This window comes from Massilia sp. Masssp94, assembly GCF_059491305.1.
Genome location: NZ_CP168501.1, coordinates 1,225,519 through 1,251,797, shown reverse-complemented (window position 1 = coordinate 1,251,797; position 26,279 = coordinate 1,225,519). Strand labels below are relative to the sequence as shown.

Here is a 26,279-nt window from a genome sequence, read left to right as displayed (position 1 = left end):
CGACTCCAGGTTATTTGGCAAACAGCTGCAGGTGTTCGACGACGGGGCCGAGTGCGAGCGCCGGCACGTAGTTGAGGACGCCGACCAGCACGACCACGCCGACCAGCAGGCCGACGAACATCGGACCGTGCGTGGGCATGCTGCCGGCGGTCGTCTGCAGGCGCTGCTTGGCCGCGAGCGAACCGGCGATCGCCAGCACGGGCACGATCACGGCGAAGCGCCCGAACCACATCGCGAACGCCAGCATCCAGTTGTAGAACTGGGTGTTGGCGGACAGGCCCGCGAACGCGCTGCCGTTGTTGTTCGCGGCGGAGCTGAACGCGTACAGGATTTCCGAGAAGCCGTGCGCGCCGGGGTTGGCGACGCCAACCCTGCCCGCGGCCGCCAGCACGGCGATCGCGGTACCGGCCAGCACCAGCACGGGCGTGACGAGGATGGCGACCGACGTCATCTTCATCTCGTAGGCCTGGATCTTCTTGCCGAGGTATTCGGGCGTGCGGCCGATCATCAGGCCGGCGATGAACACGGCCATGATCGCGAAGACCAGCATGCCGTACAGGCCCGAGCCGACGCCGCCGAAGACCACTTCGCCGAACTGCATCAGGAGCAGCGGCACCGCGCCGCCCAGCGGCGTGAACGAATCGTGCATCGAGTTGACCGCGCCGCACGAGGCGGCCGTGGTGACCGCGGCGAACAGCGCGGAGGCGTCGATGCCGAAGCGGGTTTCCTTGCCTTCCATGTTGCCGCCCTCGATGCCCAGCGCCGCGAACCCGGGATGCGCCTGGTGCTCGGCCGTCATCACGCCGGCCGCCATCACGACGAACAGCACCGTCATCGCGGCGAGGATCGCCCAACCCTGGCGGCTGTCGCCGACGAGGCGGCCGAACGCGAAGCACAGGCCGGCGGGGATCAGGAAGATCGACACCATCTGGAGCAGGTTCGACAGCGGGGTCGGGTTTTCGTACGGGTGCGCGGAGTTCGCGTTGAAGAAGCCGCCACCGTTCGTGCCCAGCATCTTGATCGCTTCCTGCGAGGCGACCGGGCCCATCGCGATCGTCTGCGTCGTCGTGGTCACCGCCTCGGTGACCGGCTGGCCCTGGGCGTCCAGCACGGGCTGGCCGTCCGCGCCCGTCTTCGGCTGCGTGTACGTGAGCGGTTCGAGTAGTTGCACCTCCTGGTAGCCCGAGAAATTCTGGATCACGCCCTGGCCGGTCAGGAACACGGCGAACACGAGCGACAGCGGCAGCAGCACGTACAGAGTGGTACGGACGAGGTCGACCCAGAAGTTGCCGATGGCGCGCGCCGACTTCGACGAGAAGCCGCGGATCAGCGCGAACACGACGGCGATGCCGGTGGCGGCCGAGAAAAAGTTCTGGCACGTGAGGGCGAGCATCTGCGTGAGGTAGCTCATCGTCTGCTCGCCGCCGTAGCCCTGCCAGTTGGTGTTGCTGACGAAGCTGACGGCGGTGTTGAACGCCGAATCGGGGGCGACGTTGGCGAGGCTCTGGGGATTGAAGGGCAGCCAGGCCTGGACCCGCTGCAGCAGGTAGACGACCAGCGTGCCGAGCGCGTTGAACGCGAGCAGGGACAGCGCATAGGTTTTCCAGTGCATGCCCGTGGCCGCGTCGACGCCGGCCGCGCGATACAGGCCGGCCTCGATGCGATACAGCCAGCCGAAGCCGCGCACGCGGCCGCCTTCGGCCACGCGTGCGAGCAGGATGCCGAGCGGCCACGACAGGGCCAGCAGGATCGCGAAGAACAGGGCGAGCAGCGCCAGCGATTGCGTATCCATCACAAATCCTCCGCGCAGAACATGGCGTACAGCAGGTACGCGAGAAGCGCGCCCGATGCGAGCACGCCGATCAGGTAAAACAATGTCATTTGCGTTCTCCCAGTCTGGCGCAGCCGTGCGCCATGCCCGCGATCAGGACGGCGAACAGGGCGATGGCGCCGATGAAGACGATATCCATGGTTGCCTCGTTACGGTTGATCAGAATGTCTTGCCGACGGTGACGACGAGCGCCTTCCGGCCGAGGAACTTGCCGTTGGCGGACGACGCGTACGCGGTCTCGTCGGCATTCGTGCCGACGAAGGCCGCCGCCACGCTCGCGAAACCGAGATCCTTCGTCACGCCGATCTTGTAGTCGGTGTAGCTGGCGGCGTCGTGGTGGCGTACGTCCTGGCGGCCGGCGTGCAGGTTCAGCGTGAAGGCGTTGCCCAGGTCGATGTTGGCACCGGCGTCCAGGTAGCCGCTGTGGCGGCTGTCCGTGAAGCCGAACAGGTTGGTCAGCGCCGCCGAGTACTTTACGTACGCGGGGCCGTAGCCCAGCTGGCCGTAGACTTCCGCCGTGTTCGCGTCGGCCGAGCCGGGCACGTCCTTCAGGCCATTGGCCGGATAGACGTAGCCCAGCACGCCGACGTCGTATGTCACGTCGGCGCTCAACTGGCCGCGCTTGCCGGCATACAGGTCCGACTCGATGTCGCCGCCGCCGCCCGCGTCCTTCGTCCACTTGATGGTGGACAGCCACGTGCCGGCGTACAGGCCGGTTGGGTTGTGGGTCCAGTCGGCGCCGCCCTGCAGCGCGGGCTGCAGCCGGGTCTGCGAGATGCCGCGGTAGCGGTAGTCGGACGCGAGCGCCGCGTTGAACGTGACGCTGTTCGCCGGCGGCGTTTCCTGCGCGTGCAGCGGGACAGCCAGCAAGGCGAGGAGCGCGGGAATGAAGACGGTGTTTCTCATGGTGATGCGTTTCCTTATTGTTGTAAAAGGCACTGCGATGGCAGTGCGTGCGGGGCCTGGTAGACCTCCTCGTACAGCGCCGCCATGTCGGCGGCGTTGCAGAATGCGGGCAGGTGCAGCGCGGTGGCCGCGACGCCGGCCGACATCACCTGTGCCGCGCCAGCAGCCTTTCCAGTTCCTCCGACAGGCCGCCGCCGCGCGTCCGGTCGGCGTCCAGCTGTACGACGTCGCGGCCGTGCCCGGCGCGCAGTCGCACCAGCTGGCTGGCCAGTTGCGCACCCGCGGCGGGGAGCGCGGCGTGAACGATCGTGACGATCATGTGGACTCCTTACATCGTGGATAGCGATGGAAGAAGTGTAGAAAACGCCACGTAAAAATTTTCTAAAAAGACGCCCGGCCCGGATAAAGGCTTCGTTTACGAGGCCGCCGCAGCCGCCTTTTTACAAAATCTTTACGCCGGCGCCAGTACGATACGGTCCACGAACATTGCCGGAGAAACCGTTTGGACAAGCACAAGAACAACAAGAACATCACCGGCCTCGCGCTGGCCGCCATCGGCATCGTGTACGGCGACATCGGCACGAGCCCGTTGTATTCGCTGAAGACCGTCTTCGACCCCGCGCACGGCCTGCCCCTCACGCCAGCCAACCTGGTCGGCGTCGTGTCGCTGATCTTCTGGGGCCTGTCCGTCATCGTCTCGTTCAAGTACGTGACGCTCGTGCTGCGCGCCGACAACCGCGGCGAGGGCGGCATCATGGCCCTGCTGGCGCTCGCGCTGGGCGCCGTCGGCGACCGCAGGCGGATGCACCTCGGGCTGCTGCTGATCGGGGTGTTCGGCGCGTCGCTGTTCTACGGCGACAGCGTGATCACGCCCGCGATCTCGGTGCTGTCCGCCATCGAGGGTCTCGAAGTCGCGACCCCGGCGCTGCAGGCCTGGGTCGTGCCGCTGACGATCGTCGTCCTGATCTGCCTGTACGCGGCGCAGCGCCACGGCACCGCCGGTATCGGCCGCTGGTTCGGCCCCGTCATGCTGGTGTGGTTCGCGGCGCTGGCGGCGATGGGCGTGCTGAACATCGTGCGCAGTCCGGGCATCCTCGTCGCGCTCAATCCGTGGCATGCGGTGCGCTTCTTCCTCGACAACCGCAGCCTCGGCTTCCTGGCGCTGGGCGCGATCGTACTGGCCTTCACAGGTGCCGAGGCGCTGTATGCCGACATGGGCCATTTCGGCCGCAAACCGATCCGTCTCGCGTGGTTCGCCGTCGCCTTTCCGGCCCTCGCGCTGAATTATCTCGGGCAGGGCGGGCTGCTGCTGGCGCGGCCGGACGCGATCGCCAACCCGTTCTACCAGCAGCTGGGCAGCTGGAGCGTCTATCCGCTCGTCGTGCTGTCCACGATCGCCACCGTGATCGCGTCGCAGGCGACGATCTCGGGCACCTTCTCGATGACGAAGGAGGCGATCGCGCTCGGCTTCCTGCCGCGCATGCGCACCGTGCACACGTCGGAGCGCGAGATCGGCCAGGTTTATCTCCCCGTCATCAACTGGCTGCAGCTGATCGCCGTGCTGCTGGCCGTCGTCGGGTTCGGCTCGTCCGACGCGCTGGCGTCCGCCTACGGCATCGCGGTCACGGCGACGATGCTGGCCACCACCATCCTCACTTACTTCGTGATCCGCTACCGCTGGCGCATGAATCTGCTGCTGTGCCTGGGCGCGACCGGCTTCTTTTTCGTGATCGACGCGGCGTTCTTTTCGGCCAACGTGCTGAAACTGCTGCACGGCGGCTGGTTCCCGCTGACGCTGGGCGTGCTGCTGTTCACGTTGATGCTCACGTGGCGCCGCGGCCGCGCGCAGATGTTCGAGAACCTGCAGAAGCACGCCATCCCGCTCGACGCTTTTCTCGAATCATTGTTTATCGCGCCGCCGACGCGGGTCGCCGGCACGGCCATCTTCCTGCGCGGCGAAAGCGATGGCGTCCCGCATGCGATGCTGCACAACCTGCTGCACAACAAGGTGCTGCACGAGCGCGTCGTGTTTCTCACCGTGTACATTGGCGACGAGCCGTACGTCGATGCGGCGTCCCGGATCCGTATTACCGATCTTGGACACGGCTGCCACCAGGTCGACGTGAAATTCGGCTTCAAGGACGAGCCGGACATCCCCGGCATCCTCGACCAGTGCGCGGCGCATGGCCTGGCGTTCGACATGATGCAGACCTCGTTCTTCGTCGCGCGCCAGACCGTGATCTCGACGCCGGGCGGGGGCATGGCGCCGTGGCGCGAGCACCTGTTCGTCGCGATGCAGCGCAACGCCCGCGACGCCGCCGATTACTACCGCATTCCAACGAATCGGGTCATCGAGCTGGGTACGCAGGTGGAAATCTAGCGGCGCCGCTCGTGCGAATGTGGACGGCGGGCGCCGACGCGGATAAGCTGGAGCCGGAGGGGAGTCCGCACCATGCACGATGCCGACCACAGCGCCGCCGGCCACGACGGCCAGGGATTGTCCGCACTCGACGGCCAGCGCCGCCCACTGGTCGCGCTGGCCGTCGGGCTGCTCGCCTGCTTCTGCCTGCTGCTGGGCGGCCTGCAGGGCTGGAGCGCCTGGCATGCCTACGAGGCCGAACGGGAGGACAGCCGCGTCGCCACGGCCAACATGGCGCGGGCGCTCGCGACGCATGCGGAGACGTCGATCCGGCTGGGCGACGCCGTGCTGACCGAGATGGTCGAGCGCGTCGAGCACGATGGCCTGGGCGAGGCCGCCACGGCACGCCTGACGGGACGGCTGCGCGCGATCACGCGCGACGTGGGCGAACTGCAAGGCCTGTTCGTGTACGGGCCGGACGGCAAGTGGCTGACATCGTCGCTGCCGCGCCCCATGCAGGGCAATAATTTCGACCGCGAATATTTCCAGTTCCACCTGCTGCACGGCGGGCGCGCGACGCACGTGGGCGTGCCCGTGCGCAGCCGGTCGACCGGGGTGTGGATCCTGCCGCTGTCGCGCCGCCTCGAAGCACCCGACGGCAGCTTTGCCGGCGTAGTGCTGGCCACGCTGAACCTGGCGTGGTTCGGCCGCTTCTACGACAGTTTCGATGTCGGCGAGAACGGCACGATCCTGTTCGCGTTCGACAACGGCACGCTGATCTACCGCCGGCCGTTCCGCGACGACCAGGTCGGCATGGACATCCGCAACGGCACCATCTGGCAGCAGATCCAGCGCGACGGCCAGGCCGGCTCGATGGTGGCGACACCCCGCATCGACAACGTCGAGCGCCTGTACAGCTACCGGCACCTGGCGGGCTATCCGCTGTTCGTCGCCAGCGGGCAGGCGACGGACGAGGTCCTGTCCGGATGGCGCCGCACCACGGTGCAGACGGCGATCCTGGGCGCGGCGGCCATGCTCCTGCTGGCGTGCGGCGGCGTGATCCTCGTGCGCCAGATCCGCGTCCGCGAACGGCTCGAGCGCGACCTGATCCGCGTGGGCGTCTCGCTCAGGCGCCACAACGCGTCGCTGCAGAACCTGGCCGACAGCGATGCGCTGACGGGCCTGGCCAACCGCCGCCTGTTCGAAGACCGCCTCGTGCGCGAATACGAGCGCGCGCGCCGCAGCGGGGCGCCGTTCGCCCTCATCCTGGCCGACGTCGACCACTTCAAGCAGTACAGCGACCGCTACGGCCACGCCGCCGGCGACGAGTGCCTGCGCAAGGTGGCCGGTGCCATCGAGAGCGGGGCGCGGCGGCCGGGCGACCTGGCCGCGCGCTACGGCGGCGAGGAATTCGCCATCATCCTGGCCGACACCGACCTCACCGGCGCCAACGCGGTGGCCGATACGATCCGCGCGGCCGTGGCGGCCCTGGACCTGCGCCACGCGGACAACCCGGCCGGCCGCGTCACCCTCAGCATGGGCCTGTACGTGGGCCATCCGGCGCTGGCCGAGCGCAACGATCCGCTGGCCTGGGTCGACGTGGCCGGCCGGCTGCTGTACGAGGCCAAGGACGCCGGCCGCAACCGCGTCGTGTCGCGCGAGGGACACGAAGCGGCCGCGTGATGCCGTGCGCTGGCCGGCCGTAAAAGGTCTACACTGATGTGGAGGCTGCCTCGCGATCTGATAGGCAAACCATGGAAGCGAACGACACATCGACCAAGCAAGGCAAGCGGACCCCGCTGCTCGACGACCAGTTGTGCTTTGCGCTGTACTCGACCGGTCTGGCGATGAACAAGGTGTACCGCAAGCTGCTGCGCAGGCTGGACCTGACTTACCCGCAATACCTCGTCATGCTGGTGCTGTGGGAAAAGGACGAGCAGACGGTGTCCGAGATCGGCGCCCGGCTGTTCCTGGACTCGGCGACGCTGACGCCGCTGCTCAAGCGGCTGGAGGCGGCCGGCCTGGTGAGCCGGACCCGTTCCGCCGCCGACGAACGGCAGGTCGTCGTGGCCCTGCGCCCCGCCGGCCGCGCGCTGGAGCAGGAAGCCGCCGCGATCTACGACGGCGTGCTGTGCGCCACCGCGTGCGAACCGTCCGATCTCGCTGCGCTCAAGCGTCAGCTGGACATGTTGCGCGGTAAATTGGCCGACCATACTTGAGGAATGCATATTTTTAGTCACAAACGCTTACGTGCCGGATGATGCGATTTTGAACACGGCCTGCTATCCTGATCGGAGGCTTCCAAGACAAAGGGGACACGCATGAATACCATCCATCTCGCATTGGCCGCCGGGCTGCTCGCCGCCGGCGGCGCGCACGCGCAGTTGCTGGACGGCGCGGCGGCATCGAAGGACTTGTCGGCCACGCGCACGCTGTCCCCGCCGTTCGCGAAGATCCAGCCCGTCCCGCGCACGTACATGGGCAATGCGGCGGAAACGGATGGCCTGCGCTACCAGGACAAGAGCGCGTTCGGCGTCTACGTCTCCGATCCGAAGCTGTTCGCGGGCGTCAACCTGTCGCCGAACTTCGCCATCGAGACGGGCTACGCGAACCTGTACACGCGCGGCTTCCACTTCGCCGATTACGCCCGGCCCGACGAGGTGAATGGCGCGCTCGGCACGAAGGGCGCCAACAGCTACCTGGCGGCGCGGCTGAACGTGCCCGTCAACGACCAGTTCTCCGCGTACGGCAAGCTGGGCGTCGCCGTCAGCGAGCGCGTGGCTCACGACAAGACGTATCGCAATACCGCGTCGGACACGGACGTCGGCCCGTACGTCGGCATGGGCGCGCGCTACAAGGTCGGCGAGAAGGCGTCCGTGACGGCGGGCTACGAGCAGTACGGCAACACCGCGAAGAAATGGGGAAGCGAGACCAATAACTCGGGCCTGCAGGCCAAGTTCAAGATGGGTTTCTGAGCCTGTGTCACAATCGCGGGCATGGAAAAACTGCTCTCCGAATTGAATCGCCTGTACCTGCTGCCGGACAGCCCGGCCGCGCAGCGCGGCCCCGGCCCGGCCGCGGACCTTGTCTCCGGCGCGGGCCTCCTGCGCGCCATCGCGATCCCGTTCCGCAAGGCGCCCGGCGCGGACGCCGAGCACTGGGAACGCCTGTGCACCGTCGCGAACGGCCTGCAGGCCGACTTCGGCTTCCCGGCCCCCGCGGTGAGCGTGACGAGCAGCGGCGGCTTCATGCTGTGGCTGTCGCTGGCGGCGCCCGTGCCGGTCGCGGACGCGCGCCGCCTCGTCGCCGGCCTGGGCCGGTTGTGGCCGGACACGCTGCCGCCCGCCGACACGATCGGCGTCCCCGTCGAATTCCCGCCGTGCCCGAACGCGGCGACGGGGACGTGGGCCGCGTTCATCCATCCGGGCATGGGTGCGTCGTTCGCGGACGAGTCCGGGCTCGACATGGCGCCGCCCGCGGCGGGGCAGGTCGCGTTCCTGGAAGGCCTGGACAGCATCGCGCCCGGCCAGTTCGCGCAGGCGCTGGCGCGGCTCGAGGCCCCCGCGGCACCCGTCGCCGCGCCGCCGCCTCCCGCCGCCGACGGCCTGCTGCTGAAGGACGCGACGCTGGAAGACATCGTCCGCGTCCTGCACGCGCGCGGCATCGAACCCACGTTCCGCTTCACGCTGCCGCGATGAAGCGCGCCTTGCTGGCCGCGGCCGCCGCCGTCGCGCTGAACGCGCAGGCGGCCAACCCGATCGTCAAGGGCTGGTATGCCGATCCGGAGATCCGCCTCTTCGACGACACGTACTGGATCTATCCGACGTATTCCGCGGACTACGAACGACCTGCGAGACCGACGGCCTTCACGCCGGACCAGCAGCGGATGCGCGCACGCTCGGACCTGATCTGGGCGCCGTTCCTGAAGCAGACGTTCCTCGACGCCTTCTCGTCGCGCGACCTCGTGCACTGGACGCGGCACGAGCGCGTGCTCGACGTCGCGCACGTGGCCTGGGCCGCGTATGCCGTGTGGGCGCCGTCGGCCATCGCGCACGACGGCAAGTACTACCTGTTCTTCGGCGCGAACGACATCAAGGGCAACGACCAGCTGGGCGGCATCGGCGTGGCCATCGGCGACCGGCCCGAAGGTCCGTTCAAGGATGCACTCGGCAAGCCGTTGATCGGCCGGATCCACAACGGCGCGCAGCCGATCGACCCGATGGTGTTCAAGGACGACGACGGCCAGGCGTACATGGTCTACGGCGGCTGGAAGCACGCCAACGTCGTGAAACTCGCGCCGGACCTGCTCGGTGTCGTGCCGTTCCCGGACGGGACGACGTACAAGGACATCACGCCCGATCCGGACTACGTGGAAGGCCCGTTCATGGCCAAGCGCCGTGGCGTGTACTACTTCATGTGGTCGGAAGGGGAGTGGACCGGGCCGGACTACCGCGTCGCGTATGCGATGGGCCCGTCGCCGTTCGGACCGTTCAAGCGCGTCGGCACGATCCTCGCGCAGGACGGCAAGATCGCGCGCGGCGCGGGCCACCATTCGATCGTCAACGTGCCCGGCACCGACGAGTGGTACATCGCCTACCACCGCCGCCCGCTGGGCGAAACCGACGGCAACCATCGCGAGCTGGCCGTCGAGCGCCTCGACTTCAACGACGACGGCACGATCCGGCCCGTGGTCATGACGAACGAAGGCGTGGCGCCGAGGCGCGTGCGCTGATCACGGCGCGAGACAGGCCGCCAGCTCGTCCGGCGTCCCTTTCGGAAACGCCGCTTTCAAATAATCGAGGAACGCCGACACGCGCGCGCTCAGCAGCCTGCGCGACGGGTACAACGCCCACAGCGCGATCTCGGGCCCGGCCACGTCGCCCCAGCGCACCAGCCGCCCGGCCGCGAGATCGTGGCTGACGACCGACGCGGGCAAGCAGCCCGCACCGACGCCCGCCCGCACCGCGTCGCGCACCATCACGAGCGACGACAGGCGCAAGACCGGGTCGATCGCGATGTCCGGCTGGCCCGCCACCTGCCACGCCGCCTGGTCGCCCACGGGCCGCACGACGGCGGGAACGGGTGCCCCACCGGCCGGCCGCGCCAGATGCGGTGCCGCCACGACGACGAGCCGGTCGCGCAGGAAGATGCGGCCGACGAGGTTCTCGTCCGGATCGGGATTCACGCGGATGACGAGGTCGTAGCCTTCCTCGACCATGTCCACGGGCCGGTCTTCCGTCGTCACCTCCAGCCGCACGTCGGGATACGCCCGCGCGAAGCCTGCGGCCAGCATGCCCATCGCCGTCTGCGAGAACAGCAGCGGGGCGCTGATGCGCAGCCGGCCGCGCGGCCGGTCGCCGCCCGAGGCGAGGGCCGCCGCCGTCTCGTCGATCTCCGCGAGGAGTGCCCCGGTCCGCTCGTGCAGCGCGCGTCCTTCCTGCGTGAGCTTCAGCAGACGAGCGCCCCGTTCGAACAGGCGCAGGCCGAGATCCGCTTCCAGTTCCGCGACGCGGCGCGACAGCGTCGCCTTCGGCCGGCCCGTCTCGCGGGCGGCACGGCCGAAGCCGCCGTGGCGGGCGACGAGATTGAAATCGGCGAGGGCGAGCAAGTCCATGTGTTCCACCTGTGAGACGGGATGTCCAATATTACCGTCTATCGGTCCATCTGCGGGATGTCTAAGCTGTGAAGCGTCAACCGACACTTTTCACAATCCAACAGGAGCACACACCATGACCATTCTTGTCACCGGCGCAACGGGCAACATCGGCCACCACGTCGTTAGCCAACTCGTGCAGCGCGGCGCCCCCGTGCGCGCACTCGTCCGCAATCCCGCCAAGGCTGCATTTCCGGATGGCGTCGACGTCGTCCAGGGCGACCTGCTCGACGTGGATGCCCTGCGCCGCGCATTCGACGGCGTGTCGACGCTGTTCTTGCTGAACGCCGTCGTCCCCGACGAATTCACGCAGGCGCTCGTCACGCTGAACGTGGCGCGGGAAGCGGGCGTGCAGCGGGTCGTCTACCTGTCCGTCATCCACAGCGACCTGTATGTGAACGTGCCGCACTTCGCCGGTAAATTCGGCGTCGAGCGGATGATCGAGCAGATGGGCTTTACCGCCACCATCCTGCGTCCGGCCTATTTCATCGACAACGACGTCACGATCAAGGACGTGGTGCTGGGCTACGGCGTGTATCCGATGCCGGTCGGCGCCAGGGGCCTCGCGATGGTCGATGCGCGCGACATCGCGGAGGTGGCCGCCATTGAGCTGATCCGCCGCCACGATGCCGCGCAGCCGTTGCCGCTCGAGCGCATCAACGTCGTCGGCCCGGACACGCTGACCGGTGCCGACGTCGCCGCCATCTGGTCCGACGTGTTGCAGCGTCCGATCGCGTACGGCGGCGACGACACGGCCGCCTTCGAACAGAACCTGCGCCAGTTCATGCCGGCCTGGATGGCCTACGACATGCGCCTGATGAGCGAGCGCTTCCTCACCGACGGCATGGTGCCGGCCGCCGGCGACGTCGCACGCCTGACCGCGCTGCTGGGCCGTCCGCTGCGCAGCTATCGCGCATTCGCCGCTGCCATCGCCGCGGCCTGAACCCGGGTGCTTCGGCTTTCCCGAACTTCTGCTTCCGATATTTCTGATTCTATTGTTCCTCTGACAGCTTTACACTTTGTCCGTCGTCAATATAAGGCGACCTGCCGATCCAGAGCCGATCGGCGGAACCACAGCTGAAAGGGAATTGAAATGAATCGAGTGTCATTGAACGCGGGCGTGAAGCTCGTCATCGCCGTCGTCGTGCTGATCCTGCTGTTCGCGCTGGCACCGTTCGGGACGGTGCCGGCCGGCCATCGCGGCGTGATGACGACGTTCGGCAGCCCGAGCGACCAGGTGCTGAGCGAGGGCATCCACTTCCGCGTGCCGATCGCGCAGAAGCTCAACCTCGTCAACGTCTCGATCCAGAAGGGCGAAGGCGATGGCGATGCCGCCTCGCGCGACCTGCAGACCGTGCACACCCGCGTGGCGCTGAACTACCACGTCCGTCCGGATGCCGCGATGACGGTGTTCCGCGACCTGGGCAACGAGCCGGGCCAGCGCATCATCATCCCCGCCGTGCAGGAAGCGGTGAAGGCCGTCACGGCCCGCTTCACGGCCGAGGAACTGATCGCCAAGCGTACCGACGTGCGCGACCAGATCGTCACCCAGCTGCGCGAACGGCTGGCGCGCCACGGCATCGTCGTGGACGAGTTCTCGATCGTGAACTTCAATTTCTCGCGCTCGTTCAATGAGGCGATCGAAGCGAAGACGACGGCCGAACAGCTCAAGCTGAAGGCGGAACGCGACCTGCAGCGCATCGAGGTGGAGGCGAAGCAGCGCGTCGCCCAGGCCAAGGCCGAAGCCGAATCGCTGGCCGTGCAGCGCCAGCAGGTGACGCCGGAACTGATCCGCCTGCGCGAGATGGAGAACCAGCGCATGGCCATCGAGAAGTGGGATGGCAAGCTGCCCAGCGTGGCGGGTGGTGCGATCCCGTTCATCAACGTGAGCAACAGCGTTAAATGATCCTCGCAATCGTAAGCAAGTGAAACAGGAGTGGCGTCGGCGTATGGCTGGGATCGTGCAGTCAACGCCGCGCTACGTCCTGCAACGCGCGTTTGCTTGTCTGCATGCATATTTGATCTCCGGGTCATTGATATGCACACCGGTAACAGATCCTTACCAATCCCCAATGTTTCGTTCTTGAACACATTGCTATCGTGGCGGCCTCACACCACCACAGGAGATAGCAATGAAAGCACTGACCTTCGCCCTCGCCGCTGCCACGCTCGTCGCCGGCACTGCCGCCCACGCGCAGCAGTCGACGACGTTCAAGCCGTATATCGGCGCGGGCGTCGCGAGCACCAGCAACCGGGACACCGACGGCCGCCACGCCGACGCGAAGATCTTCGGCGGCGTGGACTTCTCGAACAACCTGGGCGTGGAAGCGGGCTACGTCAATTTCTCCAGCCGCGACCGCCAGTATTCGGAAGCGTTGACGGGCATCCCGGGCGGCGTGAAGACGACGACGAAGGGGTACGGCGCCTACGTCGCCGCGAAATACACGGTGCCCATCACCGACCGCTTCTCCGCGTACGGCAAGCTGGGCCTCGCGCACAGCCAGCGCAAGTGGAACAACGACATCGGCTACTCGGCAACGGAGAACGACAACGACGTGTATGCCGGCGTGGGCGCGCAGTACAAGCTGAACGACACGCTGTCCCTCGTCGGCGAGTACGAGAACTACGGCAAGCGCAAGGATTTCGGCGCGCGCGCGGGCGTGTGGTCGGCGGGGCTGAAGGTCGGCTTCTGATTGCCCGTCAGGAAAAACCACGTTAGACTTGCGTTGTCGGAAAAGGCAGACTTGGTTATAGGTAGGCCCAAGTCCTTTCGGAAACGAAAGCTCTGTTTCATGCGTCCGCGCGTGCGAACCCTCGACGAACACTGGCGCCCGTCGGCGCCAACTGTTCGTCCGTGTGGTCGTCATGTCGATGCGCCGCTCCGGTCGAACAGTCGATCAAGGAGCAGCCCATGGACGCATCGTCATCCTCATTTTTTCTCCGCTTTACCGGTCGCACCGGCATCATCGCCGTCTCCGTTTTCTTCAACTTCGCCGGCTTCACCCTGATCATCCCCGTGCTGCCGTTTTCGGTGGCGCGCTACGTCGCGGCACCCGACGTCGCCTGGTGGGTGTCGGCTATCCTCGCCCTGTATTCGCTCTGTTCGTTCATCGCGGCGCCCGTGCTCGGCGCGCTGAGCGATCGCTTCGGGCGGCGGCCGGTGATGCTGGTGTCGCTGTGCGGCTCCGCCCTCGGATTCGCCGTGTTCGGTGTCGGCGGGGCGTTATGGGTACTGGTGCTGGGCCGCGTGATCGAAGGCCTGACGGCCGGCAGCATCTCGGCCCTGTATGCGTATGTCGCCGACACCCACGGTCCCGCCGAACGCGGTCCGGCGTTCGGCACGCTCGGCGCCGCGGGCGGCCTTGGCTTCATGGTGGGGCCCGTCCTGGGCGGTGCCCTCGGCCAGGTGTCGCTGTCGGCGCCGCTGTATGGCGCGGCCGCCGTGGCGCTGCTGAATTGCGTGCTGGTCTGGTTCTGCATGCCGGAAAGCCATCCGCACGCGCGCCGCAGCGTACGCCTGCATTGGGGCCAGTTCAACGCCGTGGGCCAGCTGCTGCGCGCGCTGCGCGAACCGCGCCTGCGACTGCTGTTCGCGGTCGTGTTCTGCTTCGCCCTGGGCGGCACCGTGCTGCAGGCGAACCTGACGGTGCTGCTGAAGGACTTGCTGGCCTTCCAGCCGGGCAGCATCGGGCTGGTGCTGGCAGGCGTAGGCGTGATGGACATCGTCAGCCAGGGCTTCGCCGCGCCGCGGCTGCAAACCCGTTTCGGCGAGCGCCGCGTCGCCGCTGCCGGCCTCGCGATCAATGGACTCGGCCTTGCCATCGTCGCGCTGCTGCCGCTGCACGCCATCGTGCCGCTGCTCGTGGCCGGGATCGCGGTCTTTACATTCGGCGACGGCCTGTTCCAGCCATCCGCGAGCGCGTTGATCGCCAATGCCGCGCCGCCGGAACGGCAGGGCGAAGTGCAGGGCGCAAACCAGGCGCAGCAGGCCATCGCCCGGACGGTGGGACCGCTGGCGTCGGCCTGGCTGTACGGCATCGCGGCGAGTGCGCCGTATGCGGTGGCCGCGATCGTCGTGCTGGCGGCGGCTGTGGCGCTGTCGCGCGAATCCTGAAAAAAAAAGCGGGACCGAAGTCCCGCCAAGAGGGTACAGCAGAAGAGGAGGGTAAAGCTTTACGTCGATTTAAAAGCGGTAGGTCAGCGACGCCTCCCACGCGCGGCCGAAGATTGGACGCGCGTTGATCGGGCCGGTGCTGGCGCCCACGAGGCGCGAGTTACCCTCGGTCAGGCCGAGCGAATTGTTGACGTTGGTGCCCGTGACGCGGAATTCCAGCTTGTCGGACAGCTCGGCCAGGATGCCCAGGTCCAGCGTGTTATACGACGGCAGGTACTGGGTGTTCTGCTGGTCCGCCCAGCGCGCGCCGATGTGCGAGTAGGTGCCGTAGAAGCGCAGGGCATAGTCGCCGATCGGCAGGCGGTAGCTCGGCGAGAAGCGGTACTGGAACTTCGGCTGGCGCTGCACCTGGTTGCCGGCGATGGTCGGATTGTCCTTGTACGTCGAATCCTGCCAGTCGCCCGTCAGCTGCAGTTGCAGGCCCGCGATCGGACGCACCGCCAGTTCGAATTCCACGCCCTTGCCGTGCGAGCCGCTCACCGAATACAGCACGCCCGACGTCGTGATCTGCTGGAACGAGATGCCCGTGAAGTCCGTGAAGAACGCGTTCACGTAGGCGCTGTACAGCGGCGTCGCCGTCTTGTAGCCGATCTCGTACTGCGTGACTTTCGGCGTCGGGACGCGATTGCGGTCGTTCACGACATCCTGCGTGCCGGCGTTGCGCAGGTCGTCGAAGTAGATGAACGTGTGGCCCTGGTTGGCGCGCACGAACACGCTGGAATCCTTGGTCAGCTTGTACAGGCCGCCCGCGGTGAACGAGTTCGCGGTGTCGTCGCGCGACAGGCCCGTGAAGCTGCCGCTCGGCGTCGACGTGCCGTTGTTGTAGACCGTCAGCGGATTGTTGTCCGGATCGACCGAGGTCAGGTTCGAGATCGAGCCCGAGATGTGCTGCTTCTCGTGGCGCATGCCGGCGTCGACCTTGATGCGGTCGTTGATGCGCCATTCGTCGGCGATGAACACCGCCGTGTTGCGGCCGTCGTACGAGGCGATCGGGGCGTAGAACACGTTGCCGTCCGTGCCGTTCCTGGAGACGACGGCACCGTTGTTCAGCTTGACGTCGATGAGGCGCGCGTTCGGCGTCGCGGTCATCAGGTGGCTGTTGCCCAGGTACCAGACGTCGTGCGACGAATAGTTCGCGATGTAGGCGCCCGCCGTGATCGTGTTGTCATTGCCGATGTCTTTCGAGACGCGGAACTCGTCCGTGAACGAGCGCAGCTTCTTCTCGACGGCCCACAGGCCCGCCTGCACCACCTGCTGGTTCGGTGCGACCGTGCCGCCGCCGTTCGTGTACGTAATTGCGCCGCCGGTGGCAGCGACGCCGCCCGCCGCGGCCAGCACTGCTGAATTGCCGTTGGCGGAGGAGACGGCCTGGCTCACGTAGTCGGCCGCGCTCAGCGGGTTGTTACCCGTGAACATGGCGATGGTGTTCAGGTCGCCCTTGAAGTAGTTGAACTTGTTCGACACGTCCCAGCCGTTCAGCTTTTGCTGGAAGTCCGCGCCGACCAGGTTCGACGAGAGGCCGCGGCCGTCGCCCAGGTCGTACGTCAGGGTCTTGCCCGGACCGGCTTCCACCGTGAAGTTGCGCATCTCGTTGCTCATCAGCGTCCCGCGCAGCGGATCGAAGCCGGGGAACGACGAGATCGTGTGGCCGTTGTTCGACGAGATCAGCGGCACGCCCGTGTAGAACGCGTTCTTGTCCGACGTCGAGCGGGCGTAGACCGTCAATTCTCCCTGGTCCAGCTTGCGGGTCAGCGAGGCGGACAGCTGGCCGCCGTCGTCGGCCGGGAAGCCGGCGTCGCGCACGCCGTTCGTCGTGCGGTAGAAGCCGCCGATCATGCCGTACCAGCCGTCGGCGATCTTGCCGCTGTAGACGCCGTCGAAGCGGCGCAGGCTGCCGGTACCGGTCGTGAAGCGCAGGCTGCCTTCGGGCTCGTCGCCGCCTTTCTTCATGATGAAGTTCATCGTGGCGCCCGGCTGGCCGCTCGAGTAGATCGTGCTCGGACCGCCGCGCAGCACTTCCACGCGCTCGATCGTGTCATCGAGGCGGAACGCGGACGAGCCTTCGAAGAACGACAGCACGGGCACGGGGAAGATCGGGTTGCCGTTCATCTGCACGGAGACGAACGGCGAGTCGCTGCCCGACGGGAAGCCGCGCACTTCGATGTTGGCGCCGGACTGGCCGCCCGTCGCTTCGGCATACACGCCCGGGACGATCTTCAGCACGTCGGCGGTCGACGACGGTGCGGCCTGCTTCAGTTGCTCTTCGGTCGCGGTCGTGATCGAGAAGCTCGTGTCGATCTTGCGCGTGCCGGAGGCCGATGCCGTACCGGTCACGACGACTTGCTGGATTTCTTGCTGGACATTGTCCTGAGCGGCCGCATGGGACTGGGCAACGAGGGCGAGGACAGCGAGGGCAACTGCCGACAGTTGCGGGAACTGCATGGTGGTTTTCAGCATTGTTTTATTCATCTTACGCTCTCAGTGATTGGGAACCGGCTGCGGGGCGTCTCCTCCCCGATTTACTTGTCGATTGATGGTTCGACAAGGAAAGTCTGGCCATTGAAACATCGGATTGACATCGATGTCAATCAAAATGCTATCGATGTCATTTTTTGTCGACACGACAAAAAAATCTGTCATAATCCATCCCGCTCAAGTAATCTGTTACCGCTACCCCAAGCTTATTTCTCACGACCTATTGCTTACAAGACTATGGCGCAAGCGAAGAAACCCCTGGCCGGCGATACCGCCGTGACGATGGAAGACCTGGCGAAGATCGCCGGGGTCTCCACGATCACGGTGTCGCGGGCATTGCGCGACAGTCCGCTCGTGACGGAAAACACGCGGGAAAAGATTCGCAAGATCGCGCAGGAGCAGGGCTATCGCTTCAACATCAGCGCGCGCAACCTGCGCATGCGCCGGTCGTATTCCGTCGCCGTCGTCGTCGAGATGACGCCCGTGAAGGGCCGGCCGATGTCCGACCCGTATCCGCTCGAACTGTTGGGCGGCATCACGCAGGAACTCACCACCGCCGGCTACAGCGTCGTGCTCACGTCCAAGCAGCTGCTCGACACGGCCCCGGTGCAGGGCGCCGACGGCCTGATCCTGCTGGGCCAGGGCTCGCACGGCGAGGCCGTGAAAGCCTTGCAGCAGACCACGTTGCCGCTCGTCGTGTGGGGCGCGCCGGAAGAGGGCGCCACGTACACGGTCGTCGGTTCCGACAACCGCAAGGGCGGCGCCAGCGTCGCCGAGCGCTTCCTGGAGCAGGGCCGGCGCAAGCTGATCTTCGTCGGCGACGTCGACCACGCCGAGGTGCAGGAACGCTGTGCCGGCTTCATCGACGCGCTGTCCGGCCGCGCCACCGTGCACATCCTGCGCCCGAAGGCGTTCACGTTCGAAGCGGGCTTCGATTGCGTCACGTCGATCCTGAAAAAGAAGAACGGCCACAGCATCGACGGCCTGTTCGCCGCCAGCGACCTGCTGGCGATGGGCGCCATCCGCGCGCTGACGGAAGCGGGCCTGCGCGTGCCCGACGATATTTCCGTGATCGGCTACGACGACACGCCGGGCGCCGCCAGCTTCGTGCCGCCGCTCACGAGCGTCCACCAATACCTGCGCGACGGCGGTGTGCTGCTCGCGAAAAAAATGCTGGCCATGATCGAAGGCCAGCCGGCGCATTCGGAAATGCTGCCCACCACGCTGATCGTACGCCACACCTGATCACGCTACATCACCCATAAGCTTGAAGAACGCGCCCCGCGCACGAGACGAGGAAACTGAAGTGAAAGATGACATCGATAACACCAATGACATCGATAACAATAGCGCCATCGCGGCCGAGTCGTGGCGCATCCGCGAAGACGCGCTGGACCCGGCGCGTGCGTTCCTGCACGAGACCCTGTTCACCCTGGGGAATGGCTGGATCGGCATGCGCGGCACGCCGGACGAAGGCACCGTCGGCGCTGCCGGCCAGACGCTGGAAGGCACGTACCTGAACGGCTTCCACGACACCGAAGCGATCCGCTACCCGGAAAACGCGTACGGTCTCGCCCGCATCAACGAATTCATGCTGAACGTGCCGAACGCGAAGCGCATCGCGGCCGTCATCGATGGCGAACGCTTTGCGCTGGACGCCGGCAACGTGCTCGCGTGGGACCGCACGCTGGACTTCCGCACCGGCCTGCTCGAGCGCACGGTCGAGTGGGAGACCGCCACGGGCAAGCGCGTGCGCATCGCCAGCCGCCGCCTCGTGTCCCTCGCACGCAAGCACGTCGCCGCGATCGAATACGCCGTCACGCCGCTGAATTTTTCGGGGGGCGTGCGCATCGTCGCGGACATCGATGCGGACGTGACGAATCTGCAGGCCGGCGACGACCCGCGCGTCGGTTCCGCGCTGACTGGGGCGTCGCTGATCGAGACGCAGCGCGAGGTGGGCGGCGAGCCCGGCGCACACGACGTGCTGCTGCTGCAGCGCACGCGCCACAGCGGTTTTACGCTGGCCACGGCGACGGATACCGTGCCGTCCAGCGCCGCCCGCGTCGGGCAGGTCGGACTGGGCCACGCGTTCGATGCCGACGTCGCGCAGGGCGCCACGTTCACCGTGCACAAGTACGTCGCCTACGCGAGCTCGCGCGACATGGCGCAGGACGCCGTCGGCCCGCACGCGCGCGCCGAGCTGGCGCAGGCCCGCGCGGCCGGCTTCGATGCCCTGGCCGCCGAGCAGGCCGACTATCTGTCCCGCTTCTGGGAAGACGCCGACGTGGCGATCTCCGGCGACGACGCCCTGCAGCAGGGCGTGCACTTCAACCAGTTCCACCTGCTGCAATCGGTCGGCCGCGACGGCAAGACGAATATCGCGGCCAAGGGCGTGACGGGCGAAGGCTACGAAGGCCACTATTTCTGGGACACGGAAATCTACGTGTTCCCGTTCTTCCTGTATTCCCGTCCCGAGATTGCGCGCGCGCTGCTGCAGTACCGCTACAACGGCCTGCCGAAGGCACGCGAGCGCGCCCGCCAGATGGCCCATGCGAAAGGCGCGCTGTACCCGTGGCGCACGATCGCCGGCGAGGAATGCTCGGCCTACTTCCCGGCCGGGACGGCGCAATACCACATCAACGCGGACGTCGCGTACTCGATCCGTTTATACCTGCTGGCGACCGGCGACTTCGACTTCATGGCGGAGCAGGGCGCCGAGATCGTGCTGGAAACGGCGCGCATCTGGACGGGCATCGGCAGCTACGACCGCGCGCAGCGCTTCTGCATCAACGCGGTGACGGGACCGGACGAATACACGGCCATCGTCAACAACAACTACTACACGAACGCGATGGCGCGCATGCACATGACGTTCGCGGCGGACGTCGCGGAGCGCCTGCGTGCCGAACGCCCGGCGGACTACGCGCGCGTGGCGCAAGCCATCGGCCTCGAGGACGCCGAGATCCGGGCGTGGCGCGCCGCCAGCGCCGCGATGCGCCTGCCGTACGACGACGCGCTCGGCATCCACGAGCAGGACGACAGCTTCCTGTCCAAGAAACCGTGGGACTTCGCGAACACGCCGAAGGAGAATTACCCGCTGCTGCTGCACTACCACCCGCTCGTGATCTATCGCCACCAGGTGTGCAAGCAGGCGGACGTCGTGCTGGCGCTGCTGCTGCTGTCGAACCAGTTCTCGCTCGACGACAAGCGCCGCGACTTCGATTTCTATGAGCGTGTGACGACGCACGATTCCTCGCTGTCCTCGTGCATCTTCAGCATCGTCGCGAGCGAGATCGGCTACCGCGACAAGGCGTACGGCTACTTCATGGAGACGGCGCGCCTGGATCTCGACAACACGCACGCGAACACGCAATACGGCGTACACACGGCCGCGATGGCCGGCACGTGGCTCGGTGTCGCCTACGGCTTCGCCGGCATGCGCCTCGACGACGCGGGCCTGCGCTTCGCGCCGACGCTTCCCGACCGGTGGACGGGCTACCGCTTCAAGGCGCAGGTGCGCGGCGCGCTGCTGGAAGTCGCGGTCGACGGCGCCGGCACCGACTACCGCCTGCTGCGCGGCGCCAGCCTCACCTTCGCGCACGCTGGAACCACGATCGCCCTGGACGCGCAGCGCGCCCACATCCGCATGGAGAACCCACAATGACTTCAAGATTCAAAGCCGTCATCTTCGACCTCGACGGCGTCATCACCGACACGGCGCACTACCACTACCTGGCGTGGAAGCGCCTCGCGGACAGCGTCGATGCGCCGTTCGACGCAGCGTTCAACGAACAACTGAAGGGCGTCGACCGCATGGGTTCCCTGGACCTGATCCTCGCACGCGCGCCGCGCACGTACACGCTTGAAGAAAAGCGCGCGTTGGCCGATGCGAAGAACACGCATTACCAGGAACTGATCGCGACCATGACCCCGGACGATCTGCTGCCGGGCGCCCTGCGCGCGCTGGAAGAGGTGCGCGCGGCGGGACTCCGGATCGGCCTCGCGTCGGTCAGCCGCAACGCGTTCACGGTGCTGGACCGCCTGGGCATCCGCGACCGCTTCGACGACGTCGTCGACGCCGCGACCATCGTCAACGGCAAGCCCGATCCCGAGATTTTCCTGACGGCGGCCGCGCACCTGGGCGTCGATCCCAAGGATTGCCTGGGCGTGGAAGATGCCGCGGCGGGCGTCGCGTCGATCAAGGATGCGGGCATGTTCGCCGTCGGTGTCGGCAGTCCCGAGGTGCTGCATCGCGCCGACCGTGTGATACCGTCGATGGACGCGTTCCGGCTGCAGGACTACTAAAAAACATAAAACATAAAACACATTGGAGACAACATGAACCAACGACGCATCCTGCTCGCCCTGTTCATGATTTATTTCGTGTTCGCCATCCTGCTCAACAGCGTGGGGACGGTGATCCTGCAGGTCATCCACACCTACGGCGTCGACAAGGGCGCGGCGAGCGTGCTGGAAGGGTTCAAGGACCTGCCGATCGCGATCGTGTCGTTCTTCGTCGCGTCGACCCTGCCGCGCTTCGGCTACACGAAGGCGATGCTGGTGGCGCTGGCGATCGTCACCATCGCCACGCTGGCGATGCCGCTGATCCCGGCCTTCGCGACGGCGAAACTGCTGTTCCTGTGCGTGGGCGTCGCGTTCGCGCTGGTGAAGGTGTCCGTGTACTCGACCATCGGCCTCGTCGCGCGCGACCGCAAGCACCATGCCGGCATCACGAACATGCTGGAAGGCTTCTTCATGGTCGGCGTGCTGTCGGCGTACTGGATCTTCGGCTTCTTCATCGATGCCGATCATCCCGCGTCGACGAGCTGGCTGAACGTCTACTGGCTGTTGTCCGTGCTTTGCGCGGCCACGTTCGTGCTCGTGCTGGCGACGACGTTCGACGAAGCCGGCGCCGCGCCGCCGGACAGCCGCGGGCCGGCGGCCGACTTCCTGCAGATGCTGCGCCTGTTCGTGCGGCCGCTCGTGTACGTGTTCGTGCTGACGGCGTTCCTGTCCGTCCTCGTCGAGCAGGCGATCGGTTCGTGGCTCCCCACGTTCAACAACGAGATCCTGATGCTGCCCGCCACGATGAGCGTGCAGGTGACGAGCATCTTCGCGGGCTGCCTCGCGGTGGGACGCCTGCTGGCCGGCGTCGTGATGCGCCGCCTGAACTGGTATCCCGTGCTGACCGTGTGCATGCTGGCGATGGGCGCGACGGTGCTCCTTACGCTGCCGCTCACGCACGGCGTCAATCACGATCCGAACGTGACGTGGTCGACGGCGCCTGTCGCCGCGTTCCTGTTCCCGCTCATCGGCCTGTTCATGGCGCCGATCTACCCGGGCATCAATTCCGTGATGCTGAGTTCCCTGCCGCGGCACCAGCACGCACCGATGACGGGCCTGCTCGTGATCTTCTCGGCGCTCGGCGGCACCACGGGGTCATTGATCACGGGGTATGTGTTCGGCCACGTGAACGGGCACTTCGCGTTCTACCTGACGCTCGTGCCGATCGTGTTGATGGTGGTAAGCCTGTACGCGTTCAAGCGGCAGGTGGAAAAAACCGCCGGCGCCGCGTGGACGGCCCGGCCGCACGAGTTGATTTGACCCGCGTGACGGATCCGCAAGGACATGTTTGTTGCTGATCCGCTACGTTCCCACATGCATGACCCTGCTGGCGGACTCCCTCGCGCCGCCTCCTGATCGCTGCCCCATGTGCGGCTGATCGTCCCCGTTTTCCCCGCCCATTTCACTACGTTTTCCCTCTACGGAACCGGCTTTGCGCCATTTAATGGCGCGCAAAGTCGGCTCCTGATTTGTTGTCAAAAAGTTTGGTTCGATATCAAAACCGATATGGGAAACCCAGAAAAAATCATTGGATCGATCATTGCCGCGTCTCTAACATTCAAAACATGCCAGTCGAGAAGTCAATATTTCTATAACTAGAAACACAGGAGACGTATGAAATCGCAATTATCTGCACGTCCTTTGGCCCTGAAGATGTCGGTTACCGCGTTGATGGGCGCCGGACTGCTCACCAGCGCCTCCGTATGGGCGCAAGCGGCCCCCGAAAAGACCGAGCCGGTCGAGACCGTGGTCGTCACGGGCGTCAAGGCATCGCTGATCAAGAGCCTGGCCATCAAGCGCACCAACGACCAGGTCGTGGAATCGGTCGTCGCCGACGACATCGGCAAGCTGCCAGATAACAATGTCGTCGAAGCGCTGCAGCGCGTGACGGGCATCCAGGTCACCGACCGCGCCGGCGGCGAAGTCGGCACGCTGTCCATCCGTGGCATGCCCGACGTGCAGACCACCTGGAACGGCCGCACCATTTTTACCGCCTCCGGCACGCAGGTCGCGCTGCAGGACATTCCGTCGACCCTGGTGCGCCAGATCGACGTCTACAAGACACGCGACGCCAGCCAGCTGGAAACCGGGATCGCAGGCCAGATTGACGTCAAGTCGCTGCGGCCGTTCGATTTCAAGGGTTCGAAAATCTCGCTGTCGGCGCGTGAAACCTATCTCGATCCCGCGAAGAAGGGGAACCCGCAGCTCAGCGGCATGTTGAGCAACCGCTGGCAAACCGGCTTCGGCGAATTCGGCGCCCTGGTCAATCTGTCGGATACCAAGACGAAATACCGCAACGAAAGCGTGGCGCCGGGTGCGATGGTGCCGTTCGTCAGCCCCAATGCCGCGGAAGACCCCGCAGGTTATACGCCCTTGCAGCGCATCTTCGACAACAGTGTCTGGACGCCCGGTACGCGTACCGGCTTGCCGACGGCTGCGGGTTCGACGCTGAATTTCAACGGCAAGGCGTATCCGTACTACCTGTCGCGTGACGCTATTTTCCAGAACGACCTCCAGGGCGAGCGGGAGCGTCCTTCCGCCAACATCGCCTTGCAGTGGAAACCGAACAGCGATTCGATCTACACCTTCGAATCGATGTACAACGGCTATCGTAACAAGACCTTCAACAAGTTGTTGTTCAGCTTCGTCGACTGGTGGGGCGATCTCGGCGCCAACCCCGCGGGGTCGATCACGACGTTCCCGGGAACGAATATCATCCAGAGCCGTACGGTCAATAACGTCTATGGCTTCAACAGCGGCGATTACACCACCTCGGCAACCGACTCGTACGTGTATGCCCTGAACGGCAAATGGGATATTGGCGACCGCCTGAAGCTGGAAGGTGACGTGTCGTACCAGACGAGTACCTTCCACTCGGAATTCACCGCCACCCGCATCGATCGCGTTGCGCCGTCCATCAACGTCAAGTTCAATGACGGCAACAACAACACGGCGTTCCATTTCAACAACGATGCCGACCTGACCGACCCGAGCAAGTGGAATGTCGCGCAGTTCTACGATAACGCCAACCGCAACAAGGGGAGCGCCGCGACGGCCAGCCTGGCGGGCGTCTTCGATGCCGACTGGGGTGCGCTGCAGACGCTCCAGTTCGGCGCGCGCTTCGACGACCGCAAGGCGTCGGAGGCCAACCGGGCGCAATCGGCCTTCCTGGGCCGCAGCCTCGCCTCCCTGGGGCCGGAGTATTCCTCCGTCAATTCGGGCTTCGGCACGGGCATCTCGGACGTTCCGCGCTCATGGGTGGAGGCCAATGCCTACTACATCCGTGACCATATCGATGACTGGCGCAAGCTTTATAACTCGGTCGATGCGAACTTCCAGACGACGGATAAACTGAGCCTGCAGAAGACGTTCGACGTCGATGAAAAGACGACCAACCTGTTCCTGATGGGGAATACCCAGAACGACCTGTTCGGCCATAGCCTGCGCGGCAATTTCGGCGTGCGCTACGTCAAGGTCAAGACCGACATGAACTTCTACAAGGTCGATGCCACCACCAAGGCGGTCACGGCGTCCAGCGCCAGCAAGTCGACCAGCAAGTTCCTGCCGAGCATGACCCTGATTTACGACCCATCCAAGGACGTCGTGCTGCGCTTCAACTATGGTGAAACCCTGCGCCGCCCGAGCTTCGGTGATCTGAATCCCGTCTATCAACTCGGTGATGACGTCTCGAGGGTCGGTTATGGCTCGGGCAGCGGCGGCAATCCCGACCTGAAACCGACACACTCCAAGAACCTCGATCTGACGGCTGAGTGGTATTTCCAGAAGGACAGTGCAATCTACGGCACGCTGTTCAAGCGCAAGATCGACGGCCTGATCGTGAATACGCGTCGCAAGGTCCACGTCGATCCGGCGGACGACCCGTTCCGCAACTCGACCGGAGGCGGCGACCATACGAACGGCTATGACTACGTCATCAGCTCGCCGGCGAATGCATCCAACGGCACCATGAAGGGCGCCGAGCTCGGCCTGATCTACTTCCCGAAGTGGCTGCCGAGCGCGCTGGACGGCTTCGGCATCCAGGCCAGCTATACGCGACTCACCTCGTCGCAGAACGTGCCCGAGGTTAATGATGCCGGCGAAATCGTCTCGCAGCTCGAGACACCGTTCTTCGGCGTCTCCAACAAGTCCTACAACGCCACGCTGGCGTACGAAAAGGGCCCGGTCAGCGCGCGCTTGTCCCAGGTCTGGCGCTCGGGCTTCCTGGCCTCCAACGAAGCCGCGTTGTTTGCCAATCCGATCGGTATCTGGCGTCATCCGGAGAAGAGCGTCGACATGCAGATCTCCTACAAGATCAACGACAACACGACGCTCGATATCAGTGGTGTCAACCTGACCAACGAAGTGCAGCAGGCGTACTACCACTTCGGCACCGCGGGTAACGCGCAGCTGACCAATTTCGGTACGCTCCAGATCGGACGTTCGGTCGCGGTCGGCCTGCGCTGGAAGCTGTAAGGCCCTGGGGTCGAACGACCCCGCCAGCCAGACAGGGCGTTGCTTGGTTCACACCAGCAACGCC

The 26,279-nt window shown here is 65.8% G+C and carries 21 protein-coding genes; 15 read left to right on the top strand and 6 right to left on the bottom strand.

What is annotated here, in order from left to right; all coding sequences use genetic code 11:
* Positions 1-10 precede the first annotated feature (10 nt).
* The 4 genes from kdpA to ACEN9G_RS05375 form a co-directional block, all read right to left on the bottom strand.
* A complete protein-coding gene (kdpA, locus tag ACEN9G_RS05390) occupies positions 11-1,792 on the bottom strand; it encodes a potassium-transporting ATPase subunit KdpA (RefSeq protein WP_413342104.1) in 1,782 nt (593 codons plus the stop codon).
* Between the two features lie 198 nt (positions 1,793-1,990).
* The gene (locus tag ACEN9G_RS05385) at positions 1,991-2,737 is read right to left on the bottom strand and encodes a TorF family putative porin (protein WP_413342106.1); all 747 of its coding nucleotides are present in this window, start codon (positions 2,735-2,737) and stop codon (positions 1,991-1,993) included.
* A 14-nt stretch (positions 2,738-2,751) separates the two neighbouring features.
* On the bottom strand, positions 2,752-2,883 hold the full coding sequence (locus ACEN9G_RS05380; RefSeq protein ID WP_413342108.1) for a hypothetical protein: 132 nt from the start codon (positions 2,881-2,883) through the stop codon (positions 2,752-2,754).
* The gene (locus ACEN9G_RS05375) at positions 2,883-3,056 is read right to left on the bottom strand and encodes a hypothetical protein (protein ID WP_413342110.1); all 174 of its coding nucleotides are present in this window, start codon (positions 3,054-3,056) and stop codon (positions 2,883-2,885) included. The genes ACEN9G_RS05380 and ACEN9G_RS05375 overlap by 1 nt, the downstream gene beginning before the upstream one ends.
* Positions 3,057-3,239: 183 nt before the next feature.
* On the opposite strand from ACEN9G_RS05375, the gene ACEN9G_RS05370 reads away from it, so the two are divergent.
* The 6 genes from ACEN9G_RS05370 to ACEN9G_RS05345 all read left to right on the top strand — a co-directional run bounded on the left by ACEN9G_RS05370 (position 3,240) and on the right by ACEN9G_RS05345 (position 9,828).
* Positions 3,240-5,117 (top strand): potassium transporter Kup, encoded by a 1,878-nt coding sequence (locus ACEN9G_RS05370; protein ID WP_413342112.1) that lies wholly within the window; start codon positions 3,240-3,242, stop codon positions 5,115-5,117.
* 72 nt (positions 5,118-5,189) lie between these two features.
* Complete coding sequence (locus ACEN9G_RS05365; RefSeq protein ID WP_413342115.1) at positions 5,190-6,779, top strand: GGDEF domain-containing protein; 1,590 nt, start codon at positions 5,190-5,192, stop codon at positions 6,777-6,779.
* 71 nt (positions 6,780-6,850) lie between these two features.
* A complete protein-coding gene (locus tag ACEN9G_RS05360; protein ID WP_413342118.1) occupies positions 6,851-7,315 on the top strand; it encodes a MarR family winged helix-turn-helix transcriptional regulator in 465 nt (154 codons plus the stop codon).
* A 102-nt stretch (positions 7,316-7,417) separates the two neighbouring features.
* Positions 7,418-8,071, top strand: coding sequence for an outer membrane protein (locus tag ACEN9G_RS05355; RefSeq protein WP_483126458.1), 654 nt, complete (start codon positions 7,418-7,420; stop codon positions 8,069-8,071).
* 21 nt (positions 8,072-8,092) lie between these two features.
* Positions 8,093-8,794, top strand: a complete 702-nt coding sequence (locus ACEN9G_RS05350) for a hypothetical protein (protein WP_483126457.1) — start codon at positions 8,093-8,095, stop codon at positions 8,792-8,794.
* Positions 8,791-9,828: a glycoside hydrolase family 43 protein gene (locus ACEN9G_RS05345; RefSeq protein ID WP_413345823.1), complete on the top strand. Its 1,038-nt coding sequence runs from the start codon at positions 8,791-8,793 to the stop codon at positions 9,826-9,828. The genes ACEN9G_RS05350 and ACEN9G_RS05345 overlap by 4 nt, the downstream gene beginning before the upstream one ends.
* On the opposite strand, the gene ACEN9G_RS05340 is transcribed toward ACEN9G_RS05345, so the two are convergent.
* On the bottom strand, positions 9,829-10,710 hold the full coding sequence (locus ACEN9G_RS05340) for a LysR family transcriptional regulator (RefSeq protein ID WP_483126456.1): 882 nt from the start codon (positions 10,708-10,710) through the stop codon (positions 9,829-9,831).
* 115 nt (positions 10,711-10,825) lie between these two features.
* On the opposite strand from ACEN9G_RS05340, the gene ACEN9G_RS05335 reads away from it, so the two are divergent.
* The 4 genes from ACEN9G_RS05335 (at position 10,826) to ACEN9G_RS05320 (ending at position 14,863) form a co-directional block, all read left to right on the top strand.
* Positions 10,826-11,692 (top strand): SDR family oxidoreductase, encoded by an 867-nt coding sequence (locus ACEN9G_RS05335; RefSeq protein WP_413344610.1) that lies wholly within the window; start codon positions 10,826-10,828, stop codon positions 11,690-11,692.
* A gap of 150 nt (positions 11,693-11,842) precedes the next feature.
* Positions 11,843-12,655 (top strand): prohibitin family protein, encoded by an 813-nt coding sequence (locus ACEN9G_RS05330; RefSeq protein ID WP_413344612.1) that lies wholly within the window; start codon positions 11,843-11,845, stop codon positions 12,653-12,655.
* A 226-nt stretch (positions 12,656-12,881) separates the two neighbouring features.
* Positions 12,882-13,442 (top strand): porin family protein, encoded by a 561-nt coding sequence (locus ACEN9G_RS05325; protein ID WP_413344614.1) that lies wholly within the window; start codon positions 12,882-12,884, stop codon positions 13,440-13,442.
* Between the two features lie 218 nt (positions 13,443-13,660).
* Positions 13,661-14,863, top strand: a complete 1,203-nt coding sequence (locus ACEN9G_RS05320; RefSeq protein ID WP_483126455.1) for an MFS transporter — start codon at positions 13,661-13,663, stop codon at positions 14,861-14,863.
* A 69-nt stretch (positions 14,864-14,932) separates the two neighbouring features.
* Here the strand turns inward: ACEN9G_RS05320 and ACEN9G_RS05315 are convergent, their stop codons facing one another.
* Positions 14,933-17,380 (bottom strand): TonB-dependent receptor, encoded by a 2,448-nt coding sequence (locus tag ACEN9G_RS05315; protein WP_413337185.1) that lies wholly within the window; start codon positions 17,378-17,380, stop codon positions 14,933-14,935.
* A 255-nt stretch (positions 17,381-17,635) separates the two neighbouring features.
* Here ACEN9G_RS05315 and ACEN9G_RS05310 point away from each other — a divergent pair, with 255 nt between their 5' ends.
* From ACEN9G_RS05310 to ACEN9G_RS05290, 5 genes are all read left to right on the top strand, one after another.
* Positions 17,636-18,643: a LacI family DNA-binding transcriptional regulator gene (locus ACEN9G_RS05310; protein ID WP_413337186.1), complete on the top strand. Its 1,008-nt coding sequence runs from the start codon at positions 17,636-17,638 to the stop codon at positions 18,641-18,643.
* A gap of 61 nt (positions 18,644-18,704) precedes the next feature.
* Positions 18,705-21,062 carry a glycoside hydrolase family 65 protein gene (locus ACEN9G_RS05305; protein ID WP_413337187.1) on the top strand — a complete coding sequence of 786 codons (2,358 nt, stop codon included), beginning with the start codon at positions 18,705-18,707 and terminating at the stop codon, positions 21,060-21,062.
* On the top strand, positions 21,059-21,703 hold the full coding sequence (gene pgmB / locus ACEN9G_RS05300; protein ID WP_413337188.1) for a beta-phosphoglucomutase: 645 nt from the start codon (positions 21,059-21,061) through the stop codon (positions 21,701-21,703). Before ACEN9G_RS05305 ends, pgmB begins: the two co-directional genes overlap by 4 nt.
* Positions 21,704-21,736: 33 nt before the next feature.
* Positions 21,737-23,002: an MFS transporter gene (locus ACEN9G_RS05295; RefSeq protein ID WP_413337189.1), complete on the top strand. Its 1,266-nt coding sequence runs from the start codon at positions 21,737-21,739 to the stop codon at positions 23,000-23,002.
* A 354-nt stretch (positions 23,003-23,356) separates the two neighbouring features.
* Positions 23,357-26,215, top strand: coding sequence for a TonB-dependent receptor (locus ACEN9G_RS05290; protein ID WP_413337190.1), 2,859 nt, complete (start codon positions 23,357-23,359; stop codon positions 26,213-26,215).
* Positions 26,216-26,279 lie beyond the last annotated feature (64 nt).